This window comes from Metapseudomonas phytobenefica (assembly GCF_043392685.1).
In the GTDB taxonomy this organism is placed as follows: Bacteria; Pseudomonadota; Gammaproteobacteria; order Pseudomonadales; family Pseudomonadaceae; genus Metapseudomonas.
In genome coordinates, this window is the sequence record NZ_JBHZGM010000013.1 from 1 (window position 1) to 13636 (window position 13636).

Genomic DNA, 13636 nt, shown 5'->3' on the forward strand with positions numbered 1-13636 from the left:
CCATGCGCCAGACCGGCGCCGACATGAAGAGCAAGTACAAGGAAACCGCCCGCGGCGGCCTCGCCGTGAACATCATCGAATGCTGATGCTTTTTCTCCCCTCTCCCTTTGGGAGAGGGCTCGGGGGTAAGGGAAACCCGCCCCGGACCGACTTTCACTTTGGAGTTCTACATGACTGACCTCGCCAAAACCCCGCTGCACGCCCTGCATCTCGAACTCGGTGCCCGCATGGTGCCCTTCGCCGGCTACGACATGCCGGTGCAGTACCCGCTGGGCGTGCTCAAGGAGCACCTGCACACACGCGAGCAAGCCGGCCTGTTCGACGTATCCCACATGGGCCAGATCATCCTGCGGGGTGAGAACGCCGCGCGCGCCCTGGAAAGCCTGGTGCCGGTGGACATCCTCGATCTGCCGGTGGGCATGCAGCGCTATGCACTGTTCACCGACGAGAACGGCGGCATCCTCGACGACCTGATGGTCGCCCGCCTGGCGGACGACACGCTGTTCCTGGTGGTCAACGCCGCCTGCAAGGAGCAGGACCTGGCGCACCTGCGCAAACACCTCGGCGAGCAGTGCGAAATCGAATCGCTGTTCGAGTCCCGCGCCCTGCTCGCCCTGCAAGGCCCGGCCGCCGCCGCGGTGCTCGGCCGCCTCGCCCCCGAGGTGCAGGCAATGACCTTCATGCAGTTCGCCAGCGTGACCCTGCAGGGTGTGGCCTGCTACGTCAGCCGCTCCGGCTACACCGGCGAGGACGGCTACGAGATCTCCGTCCCGGTTGAACACGCCGAAGCCCTGGCCCGCGCCCTGCTGGCCCAGCCGGAAGTCCAGCCGATCGGCCTCGGCGCGCGCGATTCGCTGCGCCTGGAAGCCGGCCTGTGCCTCTACGGCCACGACATGAGCACCGCCACCACGCCGATCGAGGCCAGCCTGGCCTGGGCCATCTCCAAGGCCCGCCGCGTCGATGGCCTGCGCGCCGGCAACTTCCCCGGCGCCGGCCAGATCTTCGCCCAGCAGCGCGACGGCGTGCCGAGCAAGCGCGTCGGCCTGCTGCCACAGGAGCGCGTGCCGGTGCGCGAAGGCGCGGAGATCGTCGATGCCGACGGCGCGGTGATCGGCCGCGTCTCCAGCGGCGGCTTCGGCCCCAGCCTCGGCGCCCCGGTGGCCATGGGCTACGTGAGCGCAAGCCACGCCGCCCTGGACACCGAGGTCTGGGCCCTGGTGCGCGGCAAGCGCGTCACCATGAAAGTGGCCAAGACCCCCTTCGTGCCGCAGCGTTACTACCGCGGCTGATACAAGGTCCCTCGACTGCCCTGCTCCGGCGGGGCCTTGCAGGGTGAAGACGCGAGTCTTCACCCTTTTCTTTTTTGAGACCGTGGGAGGCTTTCGCAGATTGGGTCGGGCGGCGCTCCGAGAGCCTGCGAACCCCACACAGCGGAGATTTCCAGCAGTGTTGGGCCTCGTTCCTCGGACCAACCTACGGGACTGATTGACATGAAATTTCCAACAGGAACGTCGGAGTCAGGATGAAATCCGGCAGCGGCGGAGGAACTTTCCCCGGATGCCATCAGGCTACGGAAGTCAACCTGCTTCTTCCTGAAAATCAAAGCCACCTCCACCCCTCTCCAACCGCTCTACCGCCTGCCCTCCTTTCTCTGCCGCCCGTCTTCGTGACACATTTTGAAATACTCTGCGCCGTACCTAGAGCCAGAGGCAACTGGCCAGCAGCCGTGGCAATTTTTTGGCTTTTAGCCAATTGCACTCGCTAAGTGAGAAGTCTTTAGTCGTTTTATTGGCGCATTGGCCGCGCGAGCAGATTCATTGGCGGCCTGCACCTTCGCGCGAACGTATGGGGACTACAAGCCCTGGAGCATGGCATCCAGGGCGGGGCGTTGGCGCGAGTTCGCTGTGGGGAGATGGAGTACATCCATGAAAGGCAATAACCCTCGAACCGCCAAGAACAAAAAAGACAGGCAGGTGAATTCGGCACGTCGGGACTTTCTCAAGCTCTCGGCGGCCGCCGTGGCTGCACCTGCACTTTTGCGCGCCACGGACAGCCAGGCCAAGGAGCCGACACTGCCCCCGAGCCCGCCCACCACACCCTGGGTGATGGAGCTACCCACACAGATAGAGCCCGCCAACAGCGTCCCCTATCTGTCCCCCGCGCCCACCGAACTGGCCAATGTGGCCGGCGGCGAGGCCGGACGTGGCCGCCACCAGCGCTGGGCGCAGTTCCGTCCCAATGCCGAGTACTACGAGCTGCGGGCAATGGAGCACAACTGGGTATTCAACCCGGCCTATCCGCAGCAGAAGATCTGGAGCTACCGCGCCGCCAACACGCCGGCCAAGGAGTTCAGCGCCACGGTAATGGCCCACTATGGCCATCCGATGATCTGCCGCATCTACAACGATCTGCCAAGCAACCACACCGGCTTCGGGACACCGGAAATCTCCACCCACCTGCACAACCTGCACGTTGGCTCGGAGAGCGATGGCTTCCCGGGCGACTACTACAGCAAGACCAAGGCCGGCCCCAACCTGACCGCCCCGGGCCACTTCAAGGATCATCTGTATCCTAACGTCTGTGCCGGATTCGAGGACTTGCAGAACAACGTCGGCGACTATCGCGAGGCCTTGGGCACGCTCTTCTACCACGACCACACACTGGACTTCACATCACCCAACCTCTATCGCGGGCTGGTGGGTTTCTACCTGCTGTATGACCACCTGGACTCCGGTAACGAGGCCGATCCGACCCCGGGGGCGCTGCGTCTGCCGAGCCATCCCTACGACTACCCGCTGGCGTTCGCCGACCGCCGTTTCGACGCTGCCGGCAAGCTCTACTATGACGAGATCAACCCCGAGGGGGTGCTGGGCGACAAGGTGCTGGTCAACGGCATGATCGAACCGGTGCTGAAGGTGGCCGCGCGGCGCTATCGCTTCCGTCTGCTCAACGCCGGGCCGGGCCGGTTCTATGACTTCGCGCTGGTGAACCCCAACAACGTGAAGCAGAAGTTCACCTACATCGCCAATGACGGAAACCTGCTGCCCAAGCCCCTGCTCAACCAGCAGAGCGTGACCCTGGGCATGGCCGAACGCGCCGATATAGTGGTGGATTTCTCCAAGTACGTGGTGGGCACCACGCTCTATCTGGTCAACCGCATGCGCCAGGAGAGCACCCGCCGTCCCAAGGACATCAAGGACCCCGGCGTGCGCGTGCTGAAGATAGTGGTGAACCGCTGGCCCAGCAGCCAGGACCTCAGTCAGGTGCCGGCCAACCTGCGCCCGCTCCCGCCGATAGACCCTGCGGTGATCGCCAGCGCCCCCGTGCGCCGCTTTGTCTTCGAGCGCTCCAACAACATGTGGTCCATCAACGGCCAGTTCGTGAACGTCAATTCCCCACGCTTCAAGGTTCCCAAGGGGCGCTACGAAATCTGGGAGCTGATGAACATCGACAACGGCTGGTCGCACCCCATCCACATCCACCTGGAGGAAGGCCGCATCATCGCGCGGATCAAGAATGGCGTTTCGATCCCCGTCCCGCCCCATGAGCAGGGGCGCAAGGATGTGTTCGTGATCAACGAAGCCGAAACCGTGCGCGTGCTCGTTCGCTTCCGCGATTACGTCGGCAAGTACGTGATGCACTGCCACAACCTGATCCACGAAGACCACGCGATGATGCTGCGCTTCGACGTCGAATGACGCCGGCCGGAGGTTTGCCATGAATACACGCAGAAACCTGATCGGCGGCCTCGGCGCCGGCGTGCTGGGGCTGGCCGCCCTGGGTGCGCTGGGCGCCGCCGCGGAACGCCGGACAAACGCCCACCAAGGCGATAACCGTTTTCCCAACCCGGAACTCGTGACCCATCAGGGCAGGAAGGTCCGCTTCTACGACGACCTGCTGCGCGGCAAGGTGGTGGTGCTGAACATGATGTACGCGAGCTGCGGCCGCACCTGCCCAACCGCCACCGCCAACCTGCGCAAGGTGCAGCGGATGCTCGGCGAGCGCGTGGGCCAGGACGTTTTCATGTACTCCATCACCCTGCAGCCGGAGCTGGACCATCCCCGCCACCTGCAGGAATACGTCGACAAGTTCGACATCGGCCCCGGCTGGGAATACCTCACCGGCGATCCGCATGACATTCTCGACCTGCGCTACGCCCTGGGCTTCTATGACGTGGACCCGCTAGTGGACAGCAACCAGCTCACCCATACCGGCATGGTGCGGATCGGCAACGAGCCCATTGGACGCTGGACCATGTCGCCGGCGCTGACCGACCCCGAGCACATCCTGGCTGCGATCAACCACGTGGACCATCGCGTGCAGCTCACCGGTTGGCAGGTGGAACAGCCCAGTTGAAGCGATACCCGCAGGCCCGGTCAGCGGCCGGCCTGCGGGCAGTTGGTGTATGATGCGCGCCTCCGACCCGTTAGCGGGCCAAGCCCGCACAGAGCAAAAGCACCATGAACAGCGAAGACCTCGACCAGGCCGAAGCCCAACCCCAGGAAGCCGCGGCTACTCCGGCCACGTCCGGCAAGCCGAAGAAGCAGAACATCCCTTACTACCAGACCATCAAGGCGCACGATCGCGGTTCGCGCCTGCATCCGCCGCCCCGCGGTTCCCGCCGCTCCATGGGCAAGCGCTGATTCCTGGCGACATCGCCATCGGCAGACTGGAGCGAGCACATTCGCTCCGGCCTGCAGCCCAATTCCTCTCCCCTGAAATACCCCAGCAGCCGCTTTCCGGGCGTTTCTCCAGTCGTTTTTTGACCAAATCATCGAATATTTCGATTATTTAAACATCGATAGAGAACCTTTCCATCTGGCATGACAACGCCCATAAAAACGCCTAACCATTTGTTTTTATTGCCACTCACACAACTATCATCGGCATCGATGGCAACCATCACGCGGCATCACTTCTTCATCGAAATCACATCAGTAACATGGGCCCCGTAGACGAATTCCAACCCTCACCGAGGTGCCCGAAAATGAAAAAGCAAATCCTTGCCAGCCTGTTCATCGCCAGCCTGTCCGCTTCCGCTTTCGCACTGTCCGTCGCTGAGGGTGGCGCTGATCGCACCAGCATCTACCGCGTAGCCGAAGGCGGCGCCGACCGTAGCGCTGCCCACCGCGTTGCTGAAGGTGGTGCCGACCGCACTGGCGCCAATCGCATCGCTGAAAACGGTTCCGAGCGCTCCCAGTCCCTGCGCGTCGCTGAAGGCGGTTCTGATCGCACCAAGGCCTTCGACGTGGCCGAAGGTGGTTCCGAGCGCTCCCAATCCCTGCGTGTCGCTGAAGGCGGTTCTGATCGCACCAACGGCTTCCGCGTCGCCGAAGGCGGTGCCGACCGCACTGGCGCCAACCGCATCGGCTGATCCCGGAGCAACGTTCAGAGGCAGGCAATCACGATGTATGCAATCCCTCGAAAGGCAGAAGGCGCCACTTGTGGCGCCTTCTCTCTTTTTGGGAAGAACTTTGCCTCAGGCCTGTTTCAGCTCCGCCGGATCGATGGGCAGGCTGCGCAGGCGCTTGCCGCTGGCGGCGAAGATCGCGTTGACCACCGCCGGGGCGATGATCACGGTGGACACTTCGCCCAGGCCGCCAGGAGATTCGCCGCTGTTGATGATGTGGGTCTCGATGGGCGGGACTTCGTTCAGGCGCAGCAGTCGGTAGCTGTCGAAGTTGGCCTGCTCGACCCGGCCGTCCTTGAAGGTGATGTTGCCGAACAACGTCGCCGTCAGGCCGAAAAGGGTGCCGCCCTGCATCTGCGCCACCACCGAGTCCGGATTGACGGGAATGCCGCAGTCCACCACGCAAGTGACCTTGTGCACCTTCACCGCACCGCCGGCATCCACGCTGACCTCGGCCACCTGCGCCGCGTAGGTGCCGAAGCAGTAGGTCAGCGCCAGGCCACGACCATGCCCGGCTGGCAGCGGCGAATCCCAGGCGGATTTCTCCCGTAGCGTCTCCAGCACCTTCAGCGCGCGGGGGTGTTTCTCCAGCAACGGCGCGCGATAAGCGAAGGGATCGACCTTGTTCATAACCGCCAGCTCATCCATGAAGCCTTCCACCATGAAGGCATTCTGGGTGTGCCCGACGCCACGCCAGAAGGCCGGGGAAATACCCTTCGGCGGTTCGTGGCGCACGTAGTGCACCGCCAGGTTGGGAAAACCGTAGGGCCCGCAGGCATCGCGCACGGCATCGCCATCGATGCCGTTGGTGAATCGGTTCGGCGCCCAGCGCGCGATGATGGAGCCGCCGGTGACCTTGTGGGTCCAGGCGATAGGCCGGCCCTGCTCGTCCAGGCCGGCGGCCAGGTGGTTGTAGTGGAACGGTCGCAAGCTGCTGTGGCGGGTATCCTCCTCGCGGGAGTAGATGACCTTCACCGGGTAATCCACCTGTTTGGCAATTTCCACCGCATGGCCGACGAAGTCCGTTTCCAGGCGCCGGCCGAAACCGCCGCCGAGCAGCTGGTTGTGCACCACCACCTTGTCTTCCGGCAGGCCGGTGAGCTGCGCGGCAAGGGTCTTGGCCCGTGACGGCACCTGGATGCCGAGCCACAGGTCGCAGCCGTCCGTGCGCACATGGGCGGTGCAGTTGACCGGCTCCATGCAGGCGTGAGCCAGGAACGGAACCTGATAAGTCACCTCGACCTTCTTCGCCGCCCTGGCCATGGCCGCCGCGACGTCACCCTCGGCGCGGGCCTGGACGCCATCGGCCATGGACGCCTGCTTGATGGCTTCCAGCATGCTGGCGCTGGAAACCTTGGCGTTCTCCCCCTCGTTCCACTTGATCGAGAGCGCTGCCAGCCCCTTGCGCGCGGCTCCCATGTGGTCGGCGATCACCGCCACCGCGTCCCGGGTGTGCACCACTTTGTGCACGCCCTTGACCACCATGGCCGGTGCCTCGTCCACCGAGTCGAAGGTGCCGCCGATGACCGGGCAGATGGTGATCGCCGCGACCTTCACGCCCTCGGGGCGGGCATCGATACCGAACATGGCCTTGCCGCGCACCTTGTCGGGGCCGTCGGTGCGTTTGGCCGGAGTGCCAATCAGCTTGAACCGGGACGGGTCTTTCAGCTCCGCCTCAGCGGGCGCGGGCAGCCTGGCGGCAGCATCCACCAGTTCGCCGTAACCGAGCTTGCGACCGCTTTCCGTATGCAGCACCACGCCGTTCTCGGCCTTGCAGCTTTCCACCGGCACCGACCACTGTTGCGCGGCAGCCGTCACCAGCAGGGTGCGCGCGGCGGCGCCGGCCTGGCGCAGGGGTTTCCAGTAGGCCGGCACCGAGGTCGAACCGCCGGTGACCTGGAAGCCCAGCATGGGGTTGGCATAGCGCGTGTCGTCGGCTGGAGCGTGCTCGATCACCACCTGATCGAGGGATACTTCCAGTTCCTCGGCGATCAGCGCCGGCATCGAGGTGTAGGTGGCCTGGCCCATCTCCACCGGCTGAATGATGAAGAACACCTTGCCGCTGCGATCGATGCGGATATAGGCGTTGGGGTTGAATTCACCCTCGGCGGCCTGGGCGTCGCCCATCAGGCTCGGCAGGGTGAAGCTGATCAGCAGGCCGCCCCCCACGGCGGCGCTGGCCTTGAGAAAGCCCCGGCGGCTGAGCGCGGTTCCGGCGAGCGAGGTCATGTCGTTCATGCCGCGCCCTCCCCTTTGGCCGACTGCGCCTCGGCCGCCACCTTGATGGCCTCGCGGATGCGCAGGTAGGTGCCGCAACGGCAGATATTGCCGGACATGGCACCGTCTATCTCGGCATCGCTGGGATTGCTGTTGCTGGCCAGCAACGCGCTGGCGGACATGATCTGCCCGGACTGGCAGTAACCGCACTGCACCACTTCCCGGGCCAGCCAGGCGTCCTGCACGCGCTTGCCGACTTCGGTATCGCCAATACCTTCGATGGTGGTGATTTCCGCGCCGACCATGCTGCTCACCGGCATCACGCAGGAACGCACGGCGGCGCCATTCATGTGCACGGTGCAGGCACCGCACAGGGCCATGCCGCAACCGAACTTGGTGCCGGTCATGCCCAGCACGTCGCGCAATACCCAGAGCAGCGGCGTGTCGGGGTCCACATCGACGCTGTGCTCGGCGCCGTTGATCTTCAGGGTGAGAGTCATATCGCCTCCCGGGAGGTTTCATCAGGACGGGTGCCCGCCGGCGCGGACACTTCACGGATGGCCAGGGCGATACGGCGGCCCCGGAATCGAAGGCAGTAAAAGGAAAGGTTCAGGGCGAACAGGAATGGGCTTCGGCAGGTGTGCCCGGCGAAAATGCGCTGGGGCCATCGAGCGGAACCTGAAGCATGGTTGCCTCCTCGGGCAAGACGTTCCATCAGGGCTGGGCGGCCGGCGGCTCCAGACACCAGCGCGAAGTCAGAGAATGGATGCTAGAAGCCACCGGCGAAGTCTGCCAATCGAATTGAACGCACTACTCGGCTGAGTTTTTTTCAAGCCTTTGCTGAGCCCGGCGCAGCGCGCGCGTTATCCTGTTGCGCTCATTTCCACAGGCCCGTTGTCCCGATGTCCGTTGCCGCTTCCCAGCAAAGCCTTCCCGCCGTTCTCGCCGGCCCCATGCTGCGCCGCATCGAATCCCGCCGCCTGGTGTTCTGGCTGGTGGGTTCGCGCAGGCTCGCGCCAGTGCTGCGGCTGTCGCTGGACGGTGGCGTCGACTATGCCCTGGACGAGGACAGCTGCCGGGTAATTCCCTTCGGCCGCCATGCCTTCCTGCACCTGATCGACCTGCGCCTTAAAACCTCCCTCCCCCTCGACCAGCAGATCGACTACGACCTGCTGGTCGACGGCGGAGGCATCGCCCAATGGGCGCCGCACCTGATCCACGCCCACGCGACCTGCCCCAGCTTCGTCCTGCGCTCGCGCATCGACCAGATGCTGCATGGCTCCTGCCGCAAGCCGCACTTTCCAGCCAATGATGGCCTGCTCTGCGCCGACCGCCTGCTGGCCGCCAATCCCGCGCCGGAACAACGCCCGGCACTGCTGATGCTGAGCGGCGACCAGGTCTACGCTGACGACGTGGCCGGCCCCATGTTGCGCGCCATCCACCAGTTGATCGGCCTGCTCGGCCTGTTCGACGAGCGCCTGGAAGGCGCGGTGGTAAGCGACAGCGCCACGCTGTACACGCATCCAGCCGGCTACTACCGCCGGGCTGAACTGCTGCCCGCCCTGGAAAGCAACGAGACCCTGCGCGAACGCTTCTTCGGCGGTGCGCGCAAACCCATCTTCACCAGCAGCAATGCGGAGAACCACCTGGTGACCCTGGCCGAAGTCATGGCCATGTACCTGTTGGTCTGGTCGCCGCTGCCCTGGACGCTGGTGGCACCGCAGATGCCGCCGCTGGGGCCGAACCAGGCCGCGCGCTACCGCCTGGAAGAGGCGCGCCTGCAGAGTTTCCGTGAAGGACTGCCGGGCGCCGCGCGGGTATTCGCCCACCTGCCGACGCTGATGATCTTCGATGACCATGACATCACCGACGACTGGAACCTCTCCGCCCAGTGGGAGCTGACCGCCTACGGCCATCCGTTCTCCAAGCGCATCATCGGCAACGCCCTGCTGGCCTACATGCTCTGCCAGGGCTGGGGCAACGACCCCGATGCCTTCGGCGAAGTGCTGACGCAGGTCGAGGCGCTGACCGCCAGCGCAACCGCCGACAACCACCTCGACAGCCCGGCCCTGGACCGGCTGATCGACCGCCTGATCGCCTTCAATCGTTGGCAATACGTACTGCCCACCACCCCGGCACTGGTGGTGCTGGACACCCGCACCCGCCGCTGGCGCAGCGAGATCAACCTCAAGCGCCCCTCCGGCCTGCTGGACTGGGAGGCGCTGAGCGAGCTGCAACAGGAACTGCTGGACCATCCCTCGGCCATCATCGTTTCCCCGGCACCGGTGTTCGGAGTGAAGCTGATCGAAACCGTGCAACGGGTGTTCAGCGCCTTCGGCCATCCGCTGCTGGTGGATGCGGAGAACTGGATGGCCCACCGCGGCGCGGCCCAGGTGATCCTCAACATCTTCCGCCACTCGCGCACGCCGGGCTCCTACGTGATTCTCTCCGGCGACGTGCACTACTCCTTCGTCTACGAGGTGCTGATCCGCCACCGCCAGCAAGGGCCGAAGATCTGGCAGATCACCAGCAGCGGCATCAAGAACGAGTTCCCCCGGCGCCTGCTGGATGTGTTCGACCGCCTCAACCGCTGGCTGTACTCGCCGCGCTCGCCGCTGAACTGGTTTACCAAGCGCCACTCGATGAAGGTGGTGCCGCGCACGCCGGAACACAGCAAGGCCGGTGAACGCCTGTGGAACTCCGCCGGCCTCGGCCTGGTGTTCTTCGACACCGAAGGACGGCCGTCGCGCATCTTCCAGCTCAACGCCGATGGCTCCGAACCCACGGAATTCCTCGAAGAACGGGACGACCAACCGGCCGGACATCCTGTGGTGCGGGACACATAAGCAACAAGTGCCTTTTGGATCTTGATGCCAGGCCGGCTAATGGGTGTCCCCTTGAGGCAGAAATCGTGCCGTTGCGTTTGTCGAAGGGCTAGAGTCTCATCACCGCCGCAAAACTCGGTCGGCACGGATCTTATTGGCTGCGGCAACCGAGCGACAACACGACCCAGCGTGTCCGCGCCGTCTTCTTCAGGCAAATAGCTTTGCGCCACGCACGCTATCGGGCGTCACATCTACGACGAGGTAGTCAACCGGGAAAATAGGGCCACCGGCGTAGAGTGCTTTTTCGATGTCCTCCCGGCTGAAGTACGCGCCGACGTCGGGATGCGAGTGATAGATGACCGACACAGGGTTCTGCGAACGAAAGCTGCTGTTCAGAAACACGGTATCAGCCACCGAGAACGTGTAGCCGTTGGCCGCCGTGCGCCGATACCTCTGGGGATCGGTGGCATGCAACTGGTCCTGGATATTCGTACCCTCGCGCACACTTGCGTCGGAGAGTACGAATCCGCAGCACTCCTTCGGATAGCAGCGACTGGCATGTTGGTAGATCGCGCTGAGCACACGTTTAGTAAAAACATCCATGTTCGGTCACCCCACCTTGGTAAATAGTTTTTCGATTGGCAGCTTGGTGATGGAGAAGCCAGCCAGCAGCAGCAGCGTGTAGGCACCCATCTCTCGGGATATCGCCGAGCCTTCGTACATGGCGCCGATGACCACGGCGAAGACAGGAAAGATGATGAAGACAAACGAAAGCACCACCGGGCTTAGCCGTTTGAGCAAGAAGAAGTAGACGATGAAGCCGCCGACCGAAGCCACGATGCCGAGATAAGCAAGGGCGGCCCAGGACTGAGGAGTGATGGCGGCAAGATCAGGGCTCTCCACAAGTATCCCGGCCACGAAGAGCCCCAAGCCCGCAATGCCGATGGGAAGCGTATTGAAGGTGATGACCCCGATGTCGCTGCCACGTAGTTTGGTGATGACGTAGCTGAGCGCGTGCATTACCGCAGCCACCAAGATGGCAATCACCCCCAAAATCTCCGAGTAATCCAGATGCAGGCCCTGTGACCTGATAATCATGAGCAGGCTGCCAAACCCTATTGCGATGCCGAGTGCCTGCGAAAGGTAGATGCGCTCCCGGAGAAACAGCGAAGAGAAGATCAGAATGAATACGGGCATCGTACTGAAGAGAAGCGCGGTCAATCCCGACGATACATATTGCTCACCATAGTTCAGCAAGTAGTACGGCACGCTGAAGTAGCCGAGCGTGACAAAGAGGAAAAAGGTGAAGTACCGGCGAGGGAAGACGATCGGCTCGCGGCGTATCCGCGCAAAGAGCAGAAAGAGCGGAAACGCAATGAGGAAACGCGGGCCGGCGGAGGTCAGTGGCGGCACACTTTCCACGGCGATATTGATGCCAAGCCAGGTGGTCCCCCAGCTGAGGCACACCACCAGAAACAGAAGCGCGGTCACCAACCTTGGTCTGAGCGGGTGCTGCGCTTCACGAGTGGCAATACACATTGACATGATTAATTCCGCATAATTATGTAGCATTTTTCCAAATAACTACATTTATTGAACTTTATTACACAGAAAAAAAGGCTAATGCGGATTCAATATGCCAGTCAAAACAAATATTGACATCATATCAATTATCAGATCTCTCCTACAGGAAGGTACCGGCCTTAAGTACAAACGGTTAGCCCAAGGCATTGAGGAGGCAATCCGCAACGGCGTCATCAGAAGTGGAATGAAACTGCCGCCCCATCGCATCTTGGCGGACAAGTTGGGCGTAACTGCTGGCACCGTCAGCCGGGCGTATGGCGAGCTCAATCGCATGGGCTGGGTGGTGGCACGCGTGGGGGACGGTACCTTCGTTGGCGACCGCGGCCAGGAACGTTCCCATGACGCGGGCTTTCGCAACTTCGTGGACGCCGGCGACATGTGCAACGACATGAGCCGGAACATGCACATTCCCAATATTGAGGCCGAGTTGCTGGGGCGCACGCTGTCGCAATTGTCAGGAAACCCGACGCGACTCCAGGAAATGATGCTCTACGCACCCGACGCCGGCGCACGGAATCATCGTCAGGCTGGTGCAAAATGGTTGGCGCACGACGAATTCAAGCCGCTGGCCGATCAGGTCGTCTGCGTCAATGGTAGCCAGCACGGACTGCTGGCCGTGCTTATGGCCATGCTGCGCGCAGGCGATACCTTGGTGGCGGAGCAGCTCTCCTATCCAGGACTGATCAGCGCTGCACGGCTGTTGGGCATCAAGGTTCTAGGCCTGGAGATGGACGAGGACGGCTTGCTGCCGGAATCGCTGGAAGAACTCTGCCGCACCAACCGGATCACAGCTCTTTACTGCACGCCAACCATCCAGAATCCCACCACAGCAGTGATGCCCCTTGCCCGCAGGCAGGAGATCGCGCGTATTTGCCGCGAGCACAATCTACTGGTGATCGAGGACGAAACCCACGCAGTGCTGATGCAACAAAGACCACTGCCCATCAGCCATCTACTGCCCGAGCGCGGCATCTTGATCGGCGGTTTGAGCAAGGCTGTAGCCGCTGGTCTGCGTGCCGGCTATGTCTATGCCCCTGCACCGATGGTCAGTCGCATGACGGCTGCAGTACGCAACTCATGCTGGATGGCGACGCCGCTGACACTGGAGATTGCGAGCCAGTGGATCGAGGACGGCACTGCGCAAGCACTGCTGGAGCAGCAAACGGCGGAGATCGCGCGGCGCCAGACGCTGGTTGTAGACCTGCTCCAGGGCCTGAACTATCGCACTCACCCTTGCTGTCCGCATTTCTGGGTCGAAGTACCGGCTCCCTGGCGTGCTGCTGAAATCGAACAGAGCCTTCGTCAACGGCAGCATCTGATTTCCACTGCCGACGCCTTCAGTGTGGGACGCGGTACGTTGCCACAGCGCGTACGGATAAGCGTAAGTAACGCCCCGGGCGGAGACCAACTGCTGCGCGAGGGCTTTGCGACCTTGGCCAACCTGTTGCGTCATGGCGTTGAAGCGTTGCCGGTCATGCGGGCCTAAGACCGGCAAGACTCGCATCCAGCGTGCTTGCGCCGAAGTGCCCGAGATAGGTCAACCACATCTCTGGGCTGGACCTCGATCTCGTCGATGAAGTTTCTTGAATTGCGCATCCGG

The 13636-nt window shown here is 63.0% G+C and carries 12 protein-coding genes; 8 read left to right on the top strand and 4 right to left on the bottom strand.

Going from position 1 to position 13636, the window contains the following annotated elements; all coding sequences use genetic code 11:
* The 6 genes from ACFW0B_RS12450 to ACFW0B_RS12475 form a co-directional block, all read left to right on the top strand.
* The coding region (locus ACFW0B_RS12450) for a hypothetical protein (protein WP_449148735.1) at positions 1-86 on the top strand (86 nt) is incomplete at its 5' end.
* A gap of 84 nt (positions 87-170) precedes the next feature.
* On the top strand, positions 171-1289 hold the full coding sequence (gcvT, locus tag ACFW0B_RS12455) for a glycine cleavage system aminomethyltransferase GcvT (protein ID WP_449148516.1): 1119 nt from the start codon (positions 171-173) through the stop codon (positions 1287-1289).
* Between the two features lie 684 nt (positions 1290-1973).
* Entirely contained in the window at positions 1974-3698 is a 1725-nt protein-coding gene (locus ACFW0B_RS12460; RefSeq protein ID WP_449148518.1) for a multicopper oxidase family protein, read from the top strand.
* Positions 3699-3717: 19 nt separating this feature from the next.
* Positions 3718-4356, top strand: coding sequence for an SCO family protein (locus ACFW0B_RS12465; protein ID WP_449148520.1), 639 nt, complete (start codon positions 3718-3720; stop codon positions 4354-4356).
* A 104-nt stretch (positions 4357-4460) separates the two neighbouring features.
* Complete coding sequence (locus ACFW0B_RS12470) at positions 4461-4643, top strand: hypothetical protein (protein WP_449148522.1); 183 nt, start codon at positions 4461-4463, stop codon at positions 4641-4643.
* A gap of 344 nt (positions 4644-4987) precedes the next feature.
* On the top strand, positions 4988-5374 hold the full coding sequence (locus tag ACFW0B_RS12475) for a hypothetical protein (protein ID WP_449148524.1): 387 nt from the start codon (positions 4988-4990) through the stop codon (positions 5372-5374).
* Between the two features lie 105 nt (positions 5375-5479).
* Here ACFW0B_RS12475 and ACFW0B_RS12480 read toward each other — a convergent pair whose 3' ends face one another.
* Entirely contained in the window at positions 5480-7648 is a 2169-nt protein-coding gene (locus tag ACFW0B_RS12480; protein ID WP_449148526.1) for a xanthine dehydrogenase family protein molybdopterin-binding subunit, read from the bottom strand.
* Positions 7645-8127, bottom strand: a complete 483-nt coding sequence (locus ACFW0B_RS12485; protein ID WP_449148528.1) for a (2Fe-2S)-binding protein — start codon at positions 8125-8127, stop codon at positions 7645-7647. The genes ACFW0B_RS12480 and ACFW0B_RS12485 overlap by 4 nt, the downstream gene beginning before the upstream one ends.
* Positions 8128-8529: 402 nt before the next feature.
* Between ACFW0B_RS12485 and ACFW0B_RS12490 the strand changes: the two genes are divergently transcribed.
* Complete coding sequence (locus tag ACFW0B_RS12490) at positions 8530-10473, top strand: alkaline phosphatase D family protein (protein WP_449148530.1); 1944 nt, start codon at positions 8530-8532, stop codon at positions 10471-10473.
* A gap of 186 nt (positions 10474-10659) precedes the next feature.
* On the opposite strand, the gene ACFW0B_RS12495 is transcribed toward ACFW0B_RS12490, so the two are convergent.
* Entirely contained in the window at positions 10660-11055 is a 396-nt protein-coding gene (locus ACFW0B_RS12495) for a M67 family metallopeptidase (RefSeq protein ID WP_449148532.1), read from the bottom strand.
* 6 nt (positions 11056-11061) lie between these two features.
* The gene (locus ACFW0B_RS12500; protein ID WP_449148737.1) at positions 11062-11991 is read right to left on the bottom strand and encodes a DMT family transporter; all 930 of its coding nucleotides are present in this window, start codon (positions 11989-11991) and stop codon (positions 11062-11064) included.
* Between the two features lie 97 nt (positions 11992-12088).
* Between ACFW0B_RS12500 and ACFW0B_RS12505 the strand changes: the two genes are divergently transcribed.
* Positions 12089-13522, top strand: coding sequence for an aminotransferase-like domain-containing protein (locus tag ACFW0B_RS12505; protein WP_449148534.1), 1434 nt, complete (start codon positions 12089-12091; stop codon positions 13520-13522).
* Positions 13523-13636: the final 114 nt, after the last annotated feature.

Coding starts and splice junctions, on each gene's coding strand:
- ACFW0B_RS12500 (WP_449148737.1), bottom strand. CDS start 11,991: ATGTGTATTGCCACTCGTGAAGCGCAGCACCCGCTCAGACCAAGGTTG.
- ACFW0B_RS12470 (WP_449148522.1), top strand. CDS start 4,461: ATGAACAGCGAAGACCTCGACCAGGCCGAAGCCCAACCCCAGGAAGCC.
- ACFW0B_RS12495 (WP_449148532.1), bottom strand. CDS start 11,055: ATGGATGTTTTTACTAAACGTGTGCTCAGCGCGATCTACCAACATGCC.
- ACFW0B_RS12475 (WP_449148524.1), top strand. CDS start 4,988: ATGAAAAAGCAAATCCTTGCCAGCCTGTTCATCGCCAGCCTGTCCGCT.
- gcvT (WP_449148516.1), top strand. CDS start 171: ATGACTGACCTCGCCAAAACCCCGCTGCACGCCCTGCATCTCGAACTC.
- ACFW0B_RS12490 (WP_449148530.1), top strand. CDS start 8,530: ATGTCCGTTGCCGCTTCCCAGCAAAGCCTTCCCGCCGTTCTCGCCGGC.
- ACFW0B_RS12480 (WP_449148526.1), bottom strand. CDS start 7,648: ATGAACGACATGACCTCGCTCGCCGGAACCGCGCTCAGCCGCCGGGGC.
- ACFW0B_RS12465 (WP_449148520.1), top strand. CDS start 3,718: ATGAATACACGCAGAAACCTGATCGGCGGCCTCGGCGCCGGCGTGCTG.
- ACFW0B_RS12485 (WP_449148528.1), bottom strand. CDS start 8,127: ATGACTCTCACCCTGAAGATCAACGGCGCCGAGCACAGCGTCGATGTG.
- ACFW0B_RS12505 (WP_449148534.1), top strand. CDS start 12,089: ATGCCAGTCAAAACAAATATTGACATCATATCAATTATCAGATCTCTC.